20 protein-coding genes are annotated in these 17,981 nt (G+C 60.6%); 11 read left to right on the forward strand and 9 right to left on the reverse strand.

The window, feature by feature from the left end; all coding sequences use genetic code 11:
* Window positions 1-94: 94 nt before the first annotated feature.
* The 7 genes from MWU54_RS09510 to MWU54_RS09540 all read left to right on the forward strand — a co-directional run bounded on the left by MWU54_RS09510 (window position 95) and on the right by MWU54_RS09540 (window position 5,576).
* A complete protein-coding gene (locus MWU54_RS09510; protein ID WP_247082541.1) occupies window positions 95-526 on the forward strand; it encodes a hypothetical protein in 432 nt (143 codons plus the stop codon).
* Window positions 527-683: 157 nt separating this feature from the next.
* The gene (gene rpsO / locus MWU54_RS09515) at window positions 684-953 is read left to right on the forward strand and encodes a 30S ribosomal protein S15 (RefSeq protein WP_247082543.1); all 270 of its coding nucleotides are present in this window, start codon (window positions 684-686) and stop codon (window positions 951-953) included.
* Window positions 954-1,083: 130 nt separating this feature from the next.
* Window positions 1,084-1,452: a hypothetical protein gene (locus MWU54_RS09520; RefSeq protein ID WP_247082545.1), complete on the forward strand. Its 369-nt coding sequence runs from the start codon at window positions 1,084-1,086 to the stop codon at window positions 1,450-1,452.
* Complete coding sequence (locus MWU54_RS09525) at window positions 1,449-2,015, forward strand: TetR/AcrR family transcriptional regulator (RefSeq protein WP_247082547.1); 567 nt, start codon at window positions 1,449-1,451, stop codon at window positions 2,013-2,015. Before MWU54_RS09520 ends, MWU54_RS09525 begins: the two co-directional genes overlap by 4 nt.
* A complete protein-coding gene (locus MWU54_RS09530) occupies window positions 2,012-2,677 on the forward strand; it encodes an L-2-amino-thiazoline-4-carboxylic acid hydrolase (protein WP_247082549.1) in 666 nt (221 codons plus the stop codon). The genes MWU54_RS09525 and MWU54_RS09530 overlap by 4 nt, the downstream gene beginning before the upstream one ends.
* A gap of 130 nt (window positions 2,678-2,807) precedes the next feature.
* Window positions 2,808-4,949: a polyribonucleotide nucleotidyltransferase gene (gene pnp, locus MWU54_RS09535; RefSeq protein ID WP_247082557.1), complete on the forward strand. Its 2,142-nt coding sequence runs from the start codon at window positions 2,808-2,810 to the stop codon at window positions 4,947-4,949.
* A 93-nt stretch (window positions 4,950-5,042) separates the two neighbouring features.
* Entirely contained in the window at window positions 5,043-5,576 is a 534-nt protein-coding gene (locus tag MWU54_RS09540; protein ID WP_247082559.1) for a CIA30 family protein, read from the forward strand.
* Window positions 5,577-5,759: 183 nt separating this feature from the next.
* On the opposite strand, the gene MWU54_RS09545 is transcribed toward MWU54_RS09540, so the two are convergent.
* Window positions 5,760-6,446: a response regulator transcription factor gene (locus MWU54_RS09545; RefSeq protein WP_072777566.1), complete on the reverse strand. Its 687-nt coding sequence runs from the start codon at window positions 6,444-6,446 to the stop codon at window positions 5,760-5,762.
* A 158-nt stretch (window positions 6,447-6,604) separates the two neighbouring features.
* Here MWU54_RS09545 and ribA point away from each other — a divergent pair, with 158 nt between their 5' ends.
* From ribA to MWU54_RS09565, 4 genes are read left to right on the forward strand one after another with little or no spacing between them, the layout of a single operon-like run.
* Window positions 6,605-7,693 (forward strand): GTP cyclohydrolase II, encoded by a 1,089-nt coding sequence (gene ribA, locus MWU54_RS09550; protein WP_247082561.1) that lies wholly within the window; start codon window positions 6,605-6,607, stop codon window positions 7,691-7,693.
* Window positions 7,690-8,196: a L,D-transpeptidase family protein gene (locus tag MWU54_RS09555; protein ID WP_247082563.1), complete on the forward strand. Its 507-nt coding sequence runs from the start codon at window positions 7,690-7,692 to the stop codon at window positions 8,194-8,196. The genes ribA and MWU54_RS09555 overlap by 4 nt, the downstream gene beginning before the upstream one ends.
* A gap of 24 nt (window positions 8,197-8,220) precedes the next feature.
* A complete protein-coding gene (locus MWU54_RS09560) occupies window positions 8,221-8,802 on the forward strand; it encodes a uracil-DNA glycosylase family protein (protein WP_247082565.1) in 582 nt (193 codons plus the stop codon).
* Window positions 8,799-9,590 (forward strand): SseB family protein, encoded by a 792-nt coding sequence (locus MWU54_RS09565; protein WP_247082567.1) that lies wholly within the window; start codon window positions 8,799-8,801, stop codon window positions 9,588-9,590. Before MWU54_RS09560 ends, MWU54_RS09565 begins: the two co-directional genes overlap by 4 nt.
* A gap of 34 nt (window positions 9,591-9,624) precedes the next feature.
* On the opposite strand, the gene MWU54_RS09570 is transcribed toward MWU54_RS09565, so the two are convergent.
* From MWU54_RS09570 to MWU54_RS09605, 8 genes are all read right to left on the reverse strand, one after another.
* Window positions 9,625-10,638 (reverse strand): P1 family peptidase, encoded by a 1,014-nt coding sequence (locus tag MWU54_RS09570; RefSeq protein WP_247082568.1) that lies wholly within the window; start codon window positions 10,636-10,638, stop codon window positions 9,625-9,627.
* 94 nt (window positions 10,639-10,732) lie between these two features.
* Window positions 10,733-11,473, reverse strand: a complete 741-nt coding sequence (locus MWU54_RS09575; protein WP_247082571.1) for an SDR family oxidoreductase — start codon at window positions 11,471-11,473, stop codon at window positions 10,733-10,735.
* An 81-nt stretch (window positions 11,474-11,554) separates the two neighbouring features.
* Window positions 11,555-13,000 carry an aldehyde dehydrogenase family protein gene (locus tag MWU54_RS09580; protein ID WP_247082573.1) on the reverse strand — a complete coding sequence of 482 codons (1,446 nt, stop codon included), beginning with the start codon at window positions 12,998-13,000 and terminating at the stop codon, window positions 11,555-11,557.
* A complete protein-coding gene (locus MWU54_RS09585; protein ID WP_247082575.1) occupies window positions 12,978-14,594 on the reverse strand; it encodes a dipeptide ABC transporter ATP-binding protein in 1,617 nt (538 codons plus the stop codon). Before MWU54_RS09585 ends, MWU54_RS09580 begins: the two co-directional genes overlap by 23 nt.
* Window positions 14,591-15,406 (reverse strand): ABC transporter permease, encoded by an 816-nt coding sequence (locus MWU54_RS09590; protein WP_247082577.1) that lies wholly within the window; start codon window positions 15,404-15,406, stop codon window positions 14,591-14,593. The genes MWU54_RS09585 and MWU54_RS09590 overlap by 4 nt, the downstream gene beginning before the upstream one ends.
* Window positions 15,403-16,350: an ABC transporter permease gene (locus MWU54_RS09595; protein ID WP_247082579.1), complete on the reverse strand. Its 948-nt coding sequence runs from the start codon at window positions 16,348-16,350 to the stop codon at window positions 15,403-15,405. The genes MWU54_RS09590 and MWU54_RS09595 overlap by 4 nt, the downstream gene beginning before the upstream one ends.
* 121 nt (window positions 16,351-16,471) lie before the next feature.
* Entirely contained in the window at window positions 16,472-16,762 is a 291-nt protein-coding gene (locus MWU54_RS09600; RefSeq protein WP_247082581.1) for a 4a-hydroxytetrahydrobiopterin dehydratase, read from the reverse strand.
* Window positions 16,759-17,961, reverse strand: coding sequence for a GNAT family N-acetyltransferase (locus MWU54_RS09605; RefSeq protein WP_247082583.1), 1,203 nt, complete (start codon window positions 17,959-17,961; stop codon window positions 16,759-16,761). Before MWU54_RS09605 ends, MWU54_RS09600 begins: the two co-directional genes overlap by 4 nt.
* Window positions 17,962-17,981 lie beyond the last annotated feature (20 nt).

A 17,981-nucleotide genomic window follows, 5' to 3' on the forward strand; every position in this document is an offset into this window, starting at 1 on the left:
TTCTGGGTCTCAACGGACTGCGATGAGCGCTGGAAACAGTGCGTTTACTTCTTTGCTCTAACGTGACCGCAGATCGCACGTGTCGAAGGGTGTCATGTTTTTTCTCACGATCTGTCTTTTGTGTCTGCTCGGTGTCTCTCTCTTTGTGTTTGCCGGGTCGCGAAAGAAGCCGACATCGGTCCGGTCCGCCTATGGTTCGCCACCGGTGGGCTGGCCCGATGTCCCGGTTTCTGCGCTGGGCCTGTTTCAACGCGAAGGGCGCATCAATGCGCTGCCACATACGCCTGCCAAATCGCGTTTGCCGTGCGCCATTCGGGAAGGCCCGCCTCGCGTCAACAGTTTTCGGGATGCACAAACCCTGCTGGTTGGGATGGTGAACCCACGGTCAAACCACACGCCAAAGATCGGTCTGAAACTGTCTGCGCAGGATGGTCCGGATTGGACGGATGTGTTCTTTGACGGCGATATCGTGGCCCGAATTCCCACGCAAGAACTTGCCCAATCCGGTGGCATGCGGCCCTCCTGATCCCGATGCGGGGCTTGGACAGGGCACAGGGGTTTCCAAGCCAATCATTATCGCCTATACGCGCGCATCTGCTGTGATGGCAGAGATTCTCCATGGGCCTTGCTGGACGACATCCCGGCTTGTGCCATTCACTCAAACCTTCTGAAAGGAGACCCCGATGTCGATCACTGTTGAAGAAAAGAACCGTCTGATCAAAGAATTCGCCACCAAAGACGGCGACACAGGTTCGCCCGAAGTGCAGGTTGCGATCCTCACAAGCCGGATCTCCACCCTGACCGAGCACTTCAAGACGCACAAGAAAGACAACCACTCCCGTCGTGGTCTGCTCAAGCTTGTGGCGCAGCGTCGTAAGCTTCTGGACTACACCAAAGGCAAGGACGAAGCGCGCTATCAGGACCTGATCAAGCGTCTTGGCATCCGCCGCTAACACAGCCTTGGCTATGTGAAGAAGGGTCCGGTTTTCGGGCCCTTTTTTGTTGCCTGCAGAAAAACATACCAAAAAGTATTGTTCTGATTTTCAAAGCATACTAAAAGGTATGTAATTTGGGAGAAGTTCAATGATCTGGTTTTCAATTGCCGCTGTTTTGTCGTTCACATGGCTTTGCGTTCATCTATTTCTTGGCGGAAAAGAGATCGCGCAGCCCTTGTTGGCGTCTCAATCCCTCACGCCGGTTGTTCGCGATACGCAATATCTGTGTTGGCACTTTACAAGCTGCGCCATCGCGCTGATGGCGGGCTGCTTTGCCTATGCCGCGTGGAGCGGTGACGCCAGTCTGGCCTGGCCTGCCACCATCCTATCTGGTGCGTTTGCACTCACCGGAATCGGACTTGTCGCGCGCATCGGTCAAAGCCATGCACGCCTTCCGCAAGGTTGGTTGTTCGTCCCCGTTGCCATCGCCGGTGCGATCGGGCTTGCAAACATATGAAGAAGCCGCGCTTCACCAAAGACAATTGGCTCGACCATGGGCACGAGCAATTGTCCCTGCACGGGCCTGAGGCATTAAAGCTGGATGCGATTTGCGACAGCGCAGGCAGGACCAAGGGGTCGTTCTATCATCACTTTCCAGACCACCCCACGTTTCTAAAGGGCATCATTGAACACTGGATCGCGCGGCATACCGATGCGCTGATCGAGGCGATCCCGGATAGTTTGCCTGCTGCGACCAAGGATGAAATGCTGACCGAACTGGCCATTGGCATCGACTACCGGCTCGAAATCGGCATCCGCGAACTGGCACGCCGCGATGCAAGTGTGGCAGGCTTGGTGGCCAATGCCGATCGTCGCCGCCTGGCATTCCTTGCAGAGATTTATGTGGACCGGTACGCCATCTCGAAGGCGGATGCGTCATTCGCAGCGCAAATCGAATACGCCGCATACATCGGTACGATTCTGACACGTCCGGACATGAATGCCACAGACCAGGCGGAGTTTGCCGAGCGCTTTCAGAAGATCCTGCACGCCTATTTCGCACCCGAGGCGTCCGAATGAAGCGCGTCGCGAAAGCGCTGTGGACACGCGGTTTTCTGCGTCAGATTGCGAAAGCCGGTGGTCCCAGCATCGGAGCAAAAGAACTGCATTCTGCAAAGGCGCGGCACACAGACGTATCAAGGCAAAGCGGATTGGATGGGTTTGCGCAATTCCTGTTTGAAACCATCCTCAGCACGGCTTGGGTGCTGGAAGACCACTATGCAATTCCGCCGCACCGGTCTGTGGCGCTGCTGGGCGCAGCGCTTGTTGCGAACGGTCAGAGTGTAACAAAAGGGCTGACAGCTCTTTGGCTCAAGCTCAATCGTGACCCATTTGCGGCGTTGCAACGCGTCACGCCGCAGACCCGGATGCGCGACATCTGGGGGACCACGCTAGAGGCAGAGCAAACTGTCGAAGACGCGCGCATCAACCTGACAGTGACACGGTGTGGTTTTCACGACGCGTTCTGGCAGGCTGGGCGGAGTGACCTCACATCCGTTTTGTGTCGTTTCGACCTGCATTGGCATGAGACCATCCATGCCGCAAATCGCGGGGTGTCGGCTGACCGACTGTCATCCATCGCCCATGGTGCGCAGGCATGTAAATTCGTCTATGCCCGTGCGACGCAGGCGGACGCGGCGGAGCCTTCCAAACCGCTTTCCAAACAAGGCAATCTCCTGTAAGGCGCACACATCTGAGACGTGACGCTTCGACCCCGGCGCATGACATGGATGAAGGGGTCGGCGGCAATGGGGCCGCCATTCAAAACGGGAGACCCGGAGGGCCGGGAGTGCTCCCCTACAGGAAACGATGATGTTCAACACAACAACGAAAAGCATGCAGTGGGGCGAGGAAACGCTCACACTGGAAACGGGCAAGGTTGCCCGTCAGGCCGATGGCAGCGTGATCGCAACCCTCGGTGAAACTTCGGTTATGGCCAACGTGACGTTCGCCAAGAAACCGAAGCCCGGTCAGGATTTCTTTCCGCTGACCGTCCACTACCAGGAAAAATACTACGCCGCCGGTAAAGTCCCCGGTGGGTTCTTCAAGCGTGAGGCGCGTCCGACCGAGAAAGAGACGCTGACCGCCCGTTTGATCGACCGTCCGATCCGTCCTTTGTTCGTTCCGGGCTTCAAGCACGAAGTTCTCGTGATGTGCACCGTGCTGTCACACGATCTGGTCAATGACCCGGACATGGTTGCGATGATCGCGACATCCGCGGCTCTGACCATCTCTGGCGCACCATTCATGGGTCCAATCGCGGCCTGCCGCGTTGGCTTTGCAGATGGCGAATACATCCTGAACCCCGAGGTTGAGGATATGGACCAGCTGCGCAACAACCCCGAGCAGCGTCTCGATCTGGTTGTCGCTGGTACCAAAGACGCCGTGATGATGGTCGAATCCGAAGCGTATGAGCTGACAGAAGACGAAATGCTGGGTGCGGTGACATTCGCGCACGAGCAGATTCAGCCGGTGATCGACCTGATCATCGACCTGGCAGAAGAAGCGGCGAAAGAGCCGTTCGACTTCCAGCCCCCGGATTATTCGGACCTCTACGCTGCTGTGAAAGCTGCCGGTGAAGACAAAATCCGCGCAGCTTACGCGATCATGGACAAGCAGGAACGCACAACGGCCCTGTCCGACGCCAAGACAGCCATCGTTGAGGCCCTGACCGAAGAGCAGCAAGAAGACCCGAACCTTGGGTCCGCGATGAAAAAGCTCGAAGCGTCCATTCTGCGTGGCGATGTCGTCAAGACAGGCAAGCGGATCGACGGCCGTGCGCTGGACGAGGTGCGTGACATCGTTTGCGAAACAGGTCTTTTGCCGCGCACACACGGTTCTGCGCTGTTCACACGTGGTGAAACGCAGGGTCTGGTTGTGACCACGCTGGGCACCGGCGACGATGAACAGATCATCGACGCGCTGCATGGCAACTACCGGTCCAACTTCCTGCTGCACTACAACTTCCCTCCCTATTCGGTGGGTGAAGCGGGTCGCGTGGGCCCTCCCGGACGTCGTGAGATTGGTCACGGTAAACTGGCATGGCGTGCGCTTCAGGCGGTTCTGCCAGCAGCAACGGATTTCCCATACACGGTCCGCGTTGTCTCCGAGATCACGGAATCCAACGGCTCTTCTTCGATGGCGTCGGTTTGTGGTGGCTCTCTGTCCATGATGGACGCAGGCGTTCCGCTGAAATCCGCCGTGGCTGGTGTTGCGATGGGCTTGATCCTCGAAGAAGACGGCTCCTACGCGGTTCTGACCGACATCCTCGGTGACGAAGACCACCTTGGTGACATGGACTTCAAAGTCGCAGGCACCGAGAACGGCATCACGTCGCTGCAGATGGACATCAAGGTTGCGGGCATCACACCAGAGATTATGAAGAAGGCCCTCGCGCAGGCGAAAGAAGGCCGGATGCATATCCTTGGCGAGATGAACAAGGCGCTGACCGGTGCGCAGGAATTCTCTGTCCACGCGCCGCGCATCGAGACCATGCAAATTCCAACCGACAAGATCCGTGAAGTGATCGGCTCGGGCGGTAAGGTCATCCGCGAGATCGTGGAAGTCTCGGGTGCCAAGGTCGACATCAATGACGAAGGCATCATCAAGATCGCTAGCCCGAACGGCGAAGCCATCAAGAAGGCCTACGACATGATCCATTCGATCGTGGCAGAGCCGGAAGAAGGCCAGGTCTACAAAGGCAAGGTTGTGAAGATCGTCGATTTCGGCGCCTTCGTGAACTTCTTCGGCAAGCGGGACGGCCTTGTGCATGTCAGCCAGATCGAAAACCGCCGCCTGAACCATCCGTCGGATGTGCTCAAGGAAGGTCAGGAAGTGTTCGTGAAACTTCTGGGCTTTGACGACCGTGGCAAGGTGCGCCTTGCGATGAAGATGGTCGATCAGGAGACCGGTGAAGAAGTCGCGCCTGAAAAGAAGAATGAAGACGCGGACTAATCACCGCTCTTTTCTGCAAAATCGGAAAGGTGTCCCGGATCGGGGCACCTTTTTTCATTTGTACAGCGGGCTATCTGATTGGGTATGAAAAAAATGATTATCACAATCGCAGCAGCAATGATGGCAGGGCAGGGTATGGCGGACACCGTGTTTGATGATTTCTCGGGCGATGTCGGTGCGCGGTGGGACTATGTGGCTGACGGCGTGATGGGCGGCGTGTCGCAGGGGGGCGCCGAAATCCGTGGTGCAGGGTCCGGGGCGGTGCTTCGTCTGCAGGGCGCTGTCAGCACGGACAATAACGGCGGTTTCATTCAGGTGCGCCAGCGGTTTTCTGAAGCTTGGCCCCAGACGGCAGAGGGCGTGTCTTTGCGTGTGAAGGGGAACGGCGAGACATATTACGTGTTTCTCAAAACTCCGGGACTGTCCCGTGTCTGGCATTCGTATCGCGCGCCCTTCACGGCGTCAGAGCAATGGCAGACTGTTCGGTTGCCTTTCGCGGATTTCAGCGCGTCTCATGACGGGATGCCCCAGTCTTTTGCCCCGTCAAAGGTGAACAGCATTGCGATCGTGGCTTACGGTGCGGATTATCAGGCGGATGTGTCTGTGGACCGGATCGAGGTTTACTGAGTTTCCACTCTGTGCCGGGCTGAAGCCCGGCCTACGGGGCAAAAAAAGACCCGGGCAAAGCCCGGGCCAAGTCCAACAGGGAGGTGCATATGATGACCCGCATATGCGACGGGAACTGTTATGACCTGACTAAAGGTGCGGGTGCGATGCCACTTTGATCTGCATCAATAACCGACCAAGGTCTTATGAGACGAGGCGATACCCACCCGACTCTGTCACGAGCAATCGCGCGTTCGAGGGATCTGGTTCAATTTTTTGCCGCAGACGGTAGATGTGGGTTTCCAACGTGTGTGTCGTGACACCCGCGTTGTAGCCCCAAACCTCGTGCAGCAGCGTGTCGCGCGCCACCACGCCATCGGTCGAACGGTAGAGAAACTTGAGGATGTTTGTCTCTTTTTCGGTCAGGCGCACCTTCTTGTCGTCTTCGGTGATAAGCAGCTTCATCGACGGTTTGAACGTGTATGGCCCAAGCGTGAACACGGCATCTTCGGATTGTTCGTGCTGACGCAATTGCGCGCGGATGCGGGCCAGAAGGACCGGGAACTTGAAGGGTTTGGTGACGTAGTCATTCGCACCGGCATCAAGGCCAAGGATCGTATCGGCGTCTGAATCGTGCCCGGTGAGCATCAGAACCGGTGCTTTCACACCTTGCTTGCGCATCAACCGGCACAATTCGCGGCCGTCTGTGTCGGGCAAACCCACATCAAGAATGATGAGATCGTAAAGCTGTTCCTTGACGCGCCCCATCGCGGCTGTGCCGCAATCGGCTTCAAACACCTCAAAGTCTTCTGTCATCACCAATTGTTCGGCCAACGCCTCGCGCAGGTCGTCATCGTCATCGACCAAAAGAATGTTCTTGAGCTGTGCCATTGTCGCGTGTCTCCGTTGCTTTCTTGAGAGATGGTTGAGGCGTTGCGTGGCGGCAAGATTTGCTGCAAGTGTTTCACGGCCTCGTGTATGCAGGGGGCAATTGTTTCATAAATCGGGGTCATTTGTTGCAAATTGCCCCCTTGGGATTTCAAGGTTTCATGACACTGGCCCCGGACATCACTGACCTTTTGGCGCGCGCTCGGGCGGATTTGCGGATGGGAGTCCCGATTGTTCTGGGGGGGTCCACCGGGGTTTTGGTGCTCGCGGTCGAGACATTAAGCGCGGCGCGGCTGGCAGATGTTCTCGCCTTGCCGGGCAACGCTGATCTGGTTCTCACGGGACGTCGGGCCGAGACACTCAAGGCGCGGGCCTATGACGGCGATGTGGCGCGGGTTGCACTGCCGTCGGATGCAACCGTGCGCTGGGTGCAGGCGCTCGCGGATCCGGCTGACGATTTGTCCCACCCGATGAAGGGCCCCTTGATGACCCAGCGAGAGGGATCTGCGTCTTTGCATCGGATTGGTGTGACGTTGGCCAAATCCGCGCGCCTGCTGCCTGCGGTTATTGTGCTGCCGATGTCGGATGCTGTGAAATTTGCGCAAGACACCCTGCTGACGCGTCTTGATCCAGAGGCGGCGATGCCGCGTTTGGGGGCGTCACTGGTCTTTGACCGGGTGGTGTCGGCCCGGGTCCCACTGCGCGCGGCGCAGAACGCGCGGTTGCATGTGTTTCGTCCCGAAGACGGATCAGAAGAGCATTACGCGATCGAGATCGGGCGACCGGATCGGGAAAAGCCAGTTTTGGCGCGCTTGCATTCAGCCTGTTTTACCGGCGATCTGCTGGGCAGCCTGAAATGTGATTGCGGGCCGCAATTGAACGGTGCGTTGGAGTCTATGGGCGCAAATGGCGAAGGGGTCTTGCTCTATCTCAACCAGGAAGGGCGCGGCATCGGGCTTGCTAACAAGATGCGCGCCTATGCGCTGCAGGATCAGGGGTTCGACACGGTTGAGGCCAATCACCGGTTGGGCTTTGAAGATGACGAACGCGACTTTCGGATCGGGTCCGAGCTGTTGAGAGAGCTTGGGTTTTCATCTGTCCGGCTGATGACCAACAACCCCGCCAAGATCGACATGATGCAGCGCTGCGGGATCGAGGTGTCGGAGCGTGTGCCGCTGAAGGTGGGGGAGAACCCGCACAATACCAATTACCTGGCCACCAAGGCGCGCAAGTCGGGTCATTTGCTGTGACGCCTGCGGATATGGTGCTGACCCGCCGGGGGGTGCGGCTCATGGGGCGCGTCTGGCCCTGCACCATCGGGCGCGGCGGGCTGGCCAAGGACAAGCGTGAGGGCGACGGCGCAACGCCTGTCGGGGTGCATCACATCGTCGGGTTGCTGTACCGACCGGACAGGATGGCACAACCTGTTGACTGGGCGGTCCCGATCCGCCCCGGTGATCTGTGGTCAGACGATCCGCGTCACGAGGACTACAACCTGATGGTCCGCGCGCCCTATCCATATAGTCACGAGGCGTTGCGGCGGGCGGATCCGCTGTATGACCTGGTGCTGCTTACGGATTGGAATTGGCCCATTGCCAAACCCGGCAAGGGATCGGCGATTTTTCTGCACCGCTGGCGCAGGCCCGGTTTTCCAACCGAAGGCTGCATCGCCTTCCGGCCCGATCATCTGCGCCGCATTGTGCGCTTGATCCAACCCGGGACGCGGCTGATTGTGCCTGCGTCTTTGCTCTGACGGGTTCGCGCCTACATGGCGTGTATGACTGTCCAAACCCGCCTGTCCGACTGTACCCTGTGCACTGACCGTTTCGCGGCCACGGCAACCCGGCATCGGCCCAAACCCGTTGTCTGGTTCCGACCCGGTGCGCGGATCCTGATCTGTTCGCAAGCCCCCGGCATGCGCGCGCATCAAAGCCGCATTCCTTTCGATGATCCATCAGGGGACAGGTTGCGCGATTGGCTGGGGCTGAAACGACCGGCGTTTTATGATCAGGCCAAGGTGGCGATTGTGCCGATGGGGTTCTGTTTCCCGGGCTATGATCGGAACGGGTCAGACCTGCCGCCACCGGCGTTGTGTCGCCAGACATGGCATGACGAGGTTCTGGGCCATGTCGGTGCGGTGCCGCTCAAGCTGGTCATTGGCGGCTATGCGATGAAATACCATCTGCGGACCAAGGCGGGTGTGACCGAGGTGGTGCGCAATTGGCGCGACCATTGGCCGGGTATTCTGCCCTTGCCGCATCCAAGCTGGCGCAATACCGCATGGCTCAGGAAAAACCCGTGGTTCGAGGCAGAGGTCCTGCCCGCGCTGCGTGCCCGGGTGACAGAGGTGATGACATGACTTTGGAAACCCCGCTGGATCACGCCCATGCCGCGATGGAGGCCGCGCCCGAGGATGACCGCGCCCGGCTTCGGTTCTATGATCGACTGGCCGAGGCAGAACTGTTCCTGATGCTCGCGCGCGAGGCCGAAGGCGATCAGGCGGAACCGGAACTGTTCGATCTGGGCGATGCGCGGTTTGTTCTGGTGTTTGATACCGAAGAGCGCCTGAGCCGTTTTGCCAGCCGGTCCGTGCCCTATGCGGCGCTGTCGGGGCGGTCCATCGTCGGCATGCTGACCGGTCAGGGGATTGGCATCGCGTTGAACCCCGAAGTCGCGCCGTCCTCGATCCTGTTGCCGACGGAAGCGGTGGACTGGCTTGCCGATACGGTGGGGCAGGGCCCGTCCACGGCAGAAGCCCGCCCCGAAGAGTTTCGCGCGCCCTCGGCGTTGCCTGAGGCGCTGTTGGAGGCGATTGATGCGAAACTGCACACCACCACCGGGCTGGCGCGCCGCGGATACCTGGCCGAAGTTGTCTATGACACGGGCGCGCGGGGGCATCTGATCGGGTTCACGGGCACCGTTCCGGGGGCAGAGCCTGCGCTGGCGCAGGCCATCCAGGAGGCTTTGGTGTTTTCCGGGCTGGAAGCGGCCGCACTGGATGTGGTGTTCCTGCGCGACAGCGATCCGGTAACGGCGCAGCTGGCGCGTGTGGGCTTGCGGTTCGATCTGCCAGAGCCAGACGTGCCGCAATCGCTGGAACGTGCCGCACCCGGGAGCAATCCCGAAAAGCCGCCCATCCTGCGCTGAGCCAAGCGCGTTCGAACGCGCTTGGCGCGGTGGGTCAGGTTTGGATGCGGGCCAGTTCAGAGCGCAGTGTGGGTAGGGCATCGTTGTCGCGTGACGTTGCCTCCCACACCGCGCGGGCAATTGCGCGGGCCATGCAGACAGCGGCGAAGTGGCCAAGCAGCGGCATGACCTCATCAGACGGGGCACCCCGTTTGCCGGTGCTGGAGACGAAGATCAGATCGCCGTCATAGGGCGTGTGCGCCGGTACAAGGGCCCGCGCGAAGCCATCATGCGCTGCAGTGGCCAGCCGTTTGCAGGCTGCTTTATCGAGGGTGGCATCGGTCGCCACACAGCCGATTGTCGTATTGCCATGCTGTGCCATCGCCGCGGCTTTGCGGCTGGGTGGCAGGGGTTGCAACCCGGCGGTTGGGTCGGGGCCAAGCCCGCCAAATTCAGTGCCGATCTCGAACGGGGCGGCCCAGAAGTGTTTTCCGGACGGGGTTGTTGCGCTCCCCAGCGCATTGACCGCAACCAAAGCGCCGATGGTTGTGCCGTCCGGCAGGACCAGCGACGCCGAGCCCAGCCCGCCTTTGTGTTGCGCATCGGTCGCCCCGGTTCCGGCCCCCGCCGTACCAAGCGCAAAATCCTGCGCTGCTGCGGTCACGGCCTTCCGACCCAGATCCGGGTAGGGGTTTGTGTCCCAATCCTTGCGGCCATTGTTCAGCAGATCGAAAAGGATTGCGGCTGGTACGATGGGCACCCGCGCGCTGTGGACGGCAAAGCCCCGGCCCTGTTCGGCCAGGTGATCCATCACACCCTGTGCTGCCGCCAGCCCGAACGCCGATCCGCCCGAGAGCACGATGGCATCGACGCCCGGCACGGTTTTGTCTGGCTCCAGCAGGTCGGTGTCCCGCGTGCCCGGGGCGCCGCCCATGACCGCGTAGCTGGTCGTCATCGGGCCTTGTTTGGAGAGCAGCACCGTGGTGCCGGATTTCAGGTGGTCATCCTGTGCATTGCCCACGATCAGGCCATCGACATCGGTGATCAGATTGCGCGCGCCGGGGGTCATGACGCGCTCGATACCTTGCCGGTGCAGGGGGCGCTGCCCCCCGTCGCCTTGCGGCGCCGTCCCCCGAGATATTTTTGAAACAGAGAAACCGGCGTCATATGCAGCGGCCCCCGTCGACTTCCATGCAGACACCTGTCAGCATGCTGGCTTCGTCCGAGCAAAGGAAGGCGGCGGCGTTGCCAAGGTCTTCGGGGGTGGAAAAGCGTCCCATGGGGATGGTCGAGAGGAATTTCGCGCGGGTTTCGGGGGTGTCTTCGCCCATGAAGCTTTTGAGCAGCGGCGTTTCCCCGGCCACCGGGTTGAGCGCATTGACGCGGATGCCATCGGGGGCCAGTTCGACCGCCATCGTGCGTGTTGCGGTGATCATCCACCCCTTGGACGCATTGTACCAGTTCAGGCGCGGGCGCGGCGATACACCGGCGGTGGAGGCTACGTTCAGGATTGCGCCACTGCCGCGCGATTTGAAATGCGGGACGATCTTTTGCGCGGTGAGGTAGACGGATTTGCAATTCACCGCGAAGACGCGGTCGAAGTCCTCTTCGCTGACCTCTTCCAGCGGCGCGGGAAGATGGGTGATGCCCGCATTGTTCACGAGAATATCAAGATGGCCCAGTTCCGAGATGGCGGCATCGATCATGCCGTCCACGTCGTCGCGTTTCGAGATATCGGCGGTATGGGCCAGCCCGCCGATATCCGATGCCACGGCTTCGGCCGCCTGCGTGTTCAGATCAACCACAACCACGCGGGCCCCTTCGGCCGCGAACTTCCGGGCAATGCCTGCGCCGAATCCCGATGCAGCGCCGGTCACCAAAGCGGTTTTGTTCCTGAGCCTCATGGATCCCTCCTTTTCGTTCCCGGTGTCAGACTGCGGTCTTTGCGGCGGATCGTCCAGAGCGCCTGCGTGCTGTCGATGCGTCTAGCCATGCCGGGCCGCCACGGTCTTCAGCGTGGAAAACCCGTAAAGGGCTTCGAAGCCTTTTTCGCGGCCATGTCCGGATTTGCCTATCCCGCCAAAGGGCAATTCCACGCCGCCGCCCGCACCGTAATTGTTGATGAACACCTGCCCGCTGCGCAGTTTCTTGGCCATGCGCATCTGGCGTGCGCCGTTCTGGGTCCAGACCCCGGCCACTAACCCGTAGGCGGTGCCGTTGGCGATCCTGATGGCGTCATCTTCGGTGTCGAACGGGATCAGCACCTGTACCGGGCCGAAGATCTCGTCCTGGGCCAGCCGGTGATCGGGGGCGACCGGGCCAAACAGGCGGGGTTGCACATAGGCGCCTTGGGTCGGCAGGGTTTCGGGAAGGGGCGTTTTGGCAAGCAAAGCGAGATCATCAGCGGTGTCCAGAAACGCGGTGACGCGGTCTTTTTGCGTGTGCGAGATCAGCGGCCCGATATCCGGGTCGTCCATCGCGGGACCAACGGTCTTGGCGCGATAGGCGGCGGACATGCGTTCTGCGACGGTGTCGAAGACCGGTCTTTGCACAAGAATGCGGGATGCGGCGGAACAGGTTTGGCCTGCGTTCTGAAGTCCGGCGTTGACGAGGAAAGGCAGCGCGTCGTCCAGATCGGCATCGTTGAATATGATCTGCGGTGACTTGCCGCCAAGCTCCAGTGTTACCGGGACCACGTTTGCGCCCGCAGCCTTTTGCACGGCCTGCCCGGTCCGGACCGAGCCGGTAAAGCTCAGATGGTGCACGCCGGGATGCGCGGACAGGGCGGCGCCCGCCTCAAGGCCCAGACCGGGGACCACGTTCAGCGCGCCATCCGGAAGACCGGCCTCGCGCGCGAGGCTGGCAAACATCAAAGCCGTCAGGCACGCATCTTCGGCAGGTTTCAACACGCAGGCATTGCCCATGGCCAACGCGGCCCCAACGGACCGGCCAATGATCTGCATCGGGTAGTTCCACGGCACGATATGGCCTGTGACCCCATGGGGTTCGCGCAATGTGTAAACGGTGTAGCCATCCAGATAGGGGATCGTCTGACCATGAACCTTGTCCGCCGCGCCGCCGTAAAATTCGCAATACCGCGCAATTGCGATGGCATCCGCGCGCGCCTGGCTGAGTGGTTTGCCGACATCCAAGGCCTCAAGCTGCGCCAACAGATCAACGTGATCCAGCACGATATGCCCCAAGCGCGCAAGACACCGTCCACGATCCAGCGCCGTCATCTGTCCCCATGCGCCGTCCAGCGCGGTTTGGGCGGCTGTGACTGCCGCATCAATATCGTCGGGGGTGCCGCGCGCGATCTGACAGAGTGTATCGCCGGTCGACGGGTTGATGAGCGGCAATGTGGCATCGGGCGCGCGCCAGTTGCCGCCGATCAGCAGGTGCGAGGGATCAAAAGGCAGGTCGGGCAGCATCTTGGGTCTCCGGGAAAGCAGGCAGTTGCGGGGCGGCGTCTATCAATGTGCGGGTATAGGGGTGCTCGGGTGCCTCAAAGACAGCTGGGGTCGGGCGGTCTTCGACAATCTCACCGGCGCGCATGACCAGCACGCGGTCGGTGATAGAGCGCACGACGCTCAGGTCGTGGCTGATGAACAGGTAGGTCAGACCGTAGTCCCGGCTCAGGTCAGCCATCAGGTCCAGTATCTGCGCACGCACGCGGACATCAAGCGCTGACACCGCTTCGTCAAAGACGATCAGGTCCGGTCGGATAATCAACGCGCGGGCGATGGCGATGCGCTGGCGCTGGCCACCGGAAAAGGCGTGGATGTGCTTGTCGGCATCTGCGGGGTTCAGACCAACCGCAGTGAGCGCGTCCGCGATGGCCGCGTCTTTGTCTGCACCTTTCGGTGGGTCCGTCAGAAGGTGAAACGGTTCAGTGATCAGGCGAGACACGCGGTGGCGCGGGTTGAAGCTGCCATAGGGATCCTGAAACACCACCTGCATCTTGCGGCGCACCGCCAGATTGGGGTGGCCGTCCTGCCAGACCGGATCTCCGTCCAGCGTGATCTGGCCTTCCTGAATGGGTTCAAGACCAAGGATCGCACGGGTGAGCGTTGACTTGCCACAGCCGGACTCTCCCACCAGCCCGACACGTTCCCCCCGTTTGATGTCGAAACTCACGCGGTTGACGGCCCGAAACATCGGACGCGATCCAAAAAGCGATGTGCGGGGCAGGGCATAGTCGCGGCTGACATTTTCAACAGACAACAAAGGGGTTTCGGCCTTGGCTGTACTCAGTTTTGCCTGATGCCGCGAGGCGTCGAACAATTGCCGTGTATAGGGATGCCGCATGTCGCGCAGGACATCAAAGGTCGCCCCATGTTCGACAATTTCGCCCGCCCGCATCACGTTGAGCGTATCGGCCATGTCGCTGACCACGGCGAGATCATGTGTGATCATCATCAGCGCCATGTTCTGTTCGCTGACCAACCCCTTGAGCAGGTCAAGGATCTGCGCCTGTGTCGTCACATCCAGCGCGGTGGTCGGTTCGTCGGCGATCAGCAGGCGGGGGCGCAAGGCGATGGCCATCGCGATGACCACGCGTTGTCTTTGGCCACCGCTCAGTTCATGCGGGTAGCGGGTCAGCGGGAAACGGTCGGGTGGCAGCCCGACGCGGTCCAGCACGTCGCGCGTGCGCGCCTTGGCGTCAGACGATGTCATTGCGCCATGGATCAGGATCGTTTCCATCACCTGCGCGCCGATGGTCTGCACCGGGTTAAGGGCGGTCATCGGTTCCTGAAACACCATGCTGATGTCCCGCCCGCGCAGGTCGCAAAGATCGGATTCGGACCGCGTCAGCAGGTTGCTGCCATCGAACAGAATCTCACCCGTCGTCACCGAGCCTCTGGGCAACAGTCCAATCGTAGCAAAGGCGGTCATGGACTTCCCGGATCCGCTTTCGCCGGTCAGCGCGGTGATTTCGCCCTGCCGGATCGACACCGAAATGTCCTTGAGGATCGGTTTGCCGTGGATCGACAATGACAGGTTCCGGATGTCGAGCAGGCTCATGCGCGCACCACCTTGAGGCGCGGATCAAGCGCATCCCGGAGCCCGTCACCCAGCAGGTTCAGCCCAAGGACCATGGCAATGATGGTCAGACCGGGGATCAGGGCCACATGCGGGGCGAGCGACACCATGGTTTGGGCATCGGCCAGCATCCGTCCCCAGCTTGGGATCGGGGGTTGCGCACCCAGACCGACATAGCTCAGCCCGGCTTCGGCAAGGATGCCAAGACTGAACTGGATCGTGCCCTGGACGATCAGCAGGTTGGCGACATTCGGCAGGATATGTTCGGCGCTGATGCGGGTGCGGGTTTTGCCCGCCACTTGCGCGGCCATGATGAATTCGCGTTTCCACAAGCTGAGCGCCGCGCCGCGTGTGATTCGGGCAAAGACAGGGATGTTGAAAATCCCGATGGCAATGATGGCGTTGGTGGCGCTGGGGCCAAAGACGGCGGTGATGAGAATGGCAATCACCAGCGAGGGAAAGGCGAAGATCAGGTCATTCATCCGCATGATCACTTCGTCCAGCATCCCACCGCTGCGCGCCGCTGCAGCCAGCCCGAGGGGCACGCCAAGCCCCATGCCGATCCCCACGGCAACCAAGGCCACCGCAATGGAGGTGCGCGCGCCCACCATGAGCATGGACAGGATATCGCGGCCGAAATGATCCGTGCCAAGCAGGTTGTCGGCGCTGGGCGGTTTCAGGCGGTTGGCAATGTTCATCGTCTCGACACTGTCTGGCGTCCAGAGGAACGACACCAGCGCCGCGCAGACAAACAGCGCGGTCAGCGCGCCGCCAATAATCAGATTGCGGTTCATGTCCGGGCTCTCAGACGCGGATCAACCGCCGCGTAGGCCAGATCGACCACGAAATTCACAACGATCACGGCAAAGACCAGCAACATCACCACGGATTCCACCACGATCAGGTCGCGCTGGGTGATGGCCTGAAAGATCAACCGTCCAAGGCCCGGCAGGAAGAACACCTGCTCGATGATGATGGCCCCTGCCAGCAGGAAGGCAAATTGCAGACCGATGATGGTCAGCACCGGGATCAATGCGTTGCGCAGACCATGCCGCCACAAGGCTTGCCGCGACGACAGGCCCTTGGCCCGTGCGGTACGGATGAAGTCTTCGCCCAGGATATCCAGCAGGGACGACCGCATGACCCGCGTGAGGATAGCCGCCTGCGGCAGGGCAAGCGCAATGGCCGGCAGGGTGAGGGCCTTCATCCCGGTCCAGACCCCACGGTCCCACCCGGGAAAGCCCCCGGCGCTGAACCAGCGCAGATTGATGGCAAAGATCAGCACCAGCATCATCGCAAACCAGAAATTCGGAATCGCCACGCCCAGCTGCGTGGCACCGGTAACACCCAGGTCGCCAATGCCACCGCGCCGCGCTGCTGCGAAAATCCCGGCCGGAAAGGCGATCAGTGTGGACAGCGTCAACGCGTAAAGCGCCAGCGGCAGCGACACCCAAAGCCGGTCTGCAATCATCTGGCTGACCGGGGTGCGATAGGTATAGGACGTGCCAAAATCACCGGTCAGCATCCCGCCCACCCAGCTGCGGTAACGGTCAAATTTGGACTGATCGAGGCCGAGTTCCGTGCGCAAAGCGGCCACCGTGTCGGGCTGCGCGTTGATCCCCAGCATGAAGCTGGCCGGATCGCCGGGGGCGACCTCGACCACGACAAAGATCACGAGCGAGGCAACCAGAAGGCTGATCGCAAGCGAAACCAGTCGTTTGAGAGCATAGTGCAGCATCCCAGGCACGTTAGGACAGGGCGATCCGATTGGGAATGCGTATCAAGCGTCTTCGAAGACGCTTAGACAAGCCAATTCGAATTGGCTTGCCACCGGCGCGCGTGATCTGCAGTCGCGCGCCCTACAGACTGTCGAGCTTGCGTGCCAGTTTGGCATCCAGCGCGGACAGGCCATCCACGTCATGTGTGATCAGGACAACCTCGACCCGGTTGTAGACGTTGGACCATTCCGGGTGATGGTTCCATTTTTCCGCCCAAAGTGCGGCGCGGGTCATCCAGCCGAACGCTTCGGTGAAATCCTTGAACTTGAAGGTTTTCGAGATCGCATCCCGCTCGGTGTCCAGTGTCCATCCGGCCTCAAGCAATGGGTCCAGGATGGTCTTGCGTGCGGTGTCTGAAAGTCTTTCGGTCATTCGTGATCCTCGATATCGCCTTTGCGGAATGGTCCGTATTGGGTCAGCACTTCGATGTCCTGCCCGACGGCGTCGGCTTCTGCCTCCAGATACCGCGCCACCGCTTCAGAGAAACCGGGATCGCCGATCCAATGCAAGGAGTGTGTGAAAACCGGCAGATATCCGCGTGACAGTTTGTGTTCGCCCTGCGCCCCGGCTTCGACCCGGTTCTGCCCATGCGCAATCGCGTAATCCATCGCCTGATAGTAACACAGTTCGAAATGCAGGCAGGGATGATCTTCGGTGCAGCCCCAGTAGCGCCCATAAAGCGTGTCGCGTCCGATGACATTCATCGCACCGGCAACCCAACGCCCGTCCCGTTCTGCCATCACCAGCAGGATGTCATCGCGCAAGCGCTCCTGCGCGATGTCAAAGAACTTGCGCGTGAGATAGGGCGTGCCCCATTTGCGCGCGCCGGTGTCCTGATAGAACGCCCAGAACGCGTCCCAATGGTCTGGCGTGATCTGGTCGCCCGTAAACTGGTGGATCGTGCCACCAAAAGACTGTGCCCGCTGCCGTTCCTTGCGGATCGCCTTGCGTTTGCGTGAACTCAGGTCGCCAAGAAAGGCATCAAAGCTGTCATAGCCCCGGTTTTCCCAGTGATATTGCTGTGTCCGCCTGCGCAGCAATCCGATCTGTTCGCCCGCAATCGCCTCGGCCTCGGTGCAGAATGTGATGTGGAGCGAGGACAGGTCATTGTCAGACGCCACCTGAATAGCGCCCTGAACCAGCGCGCTCAAGCCCTCTACCTCGTATCCCGGTCGTGCCAGCAACCGGCGTCCCGTGGCCGGGGTAAACGGCACGGCAATTTGAAGTTTGGGGTAATATCGCCCGCCCGCACGTTCAAAGGCGTGGGCCCAGTTATGGTCGAAGATGTATTCGCCCTGGCTGTGGCTTTTGGCGTAAAGCGGCGCGCAGGCAATGATCTTGCCGTCCATTTCGGCCGTCAGGTAGCGCGGATCCCAGCCTGTGCCCGGGCCGACCGACCCACTGTCCTCGAACGCCTTGAGAAAGCGATGGGTTGTGAACGGATCGTAGGCACGTCCGCCATCTGCCACTTCGGGACACGCGCAGGCATCCCAGTCCATCGCCGCGATCTGCGAGATGGAGCCGTGCATGCTGATGGCAATGGTTGCTGCGTCTTCCGTCTGGTCCGACATGGCCGTTCCCTGGTTACGCT

The organism is Marivita sp. S6314, from assembly GCF_023015985.1.
In the GTDB taxonomy this organism is placed as follows: Bacteria; Pseudomonadota; Alphaproteobacteria; order Rhodobacterales; family Rhodobacteraceae; genus Marivita.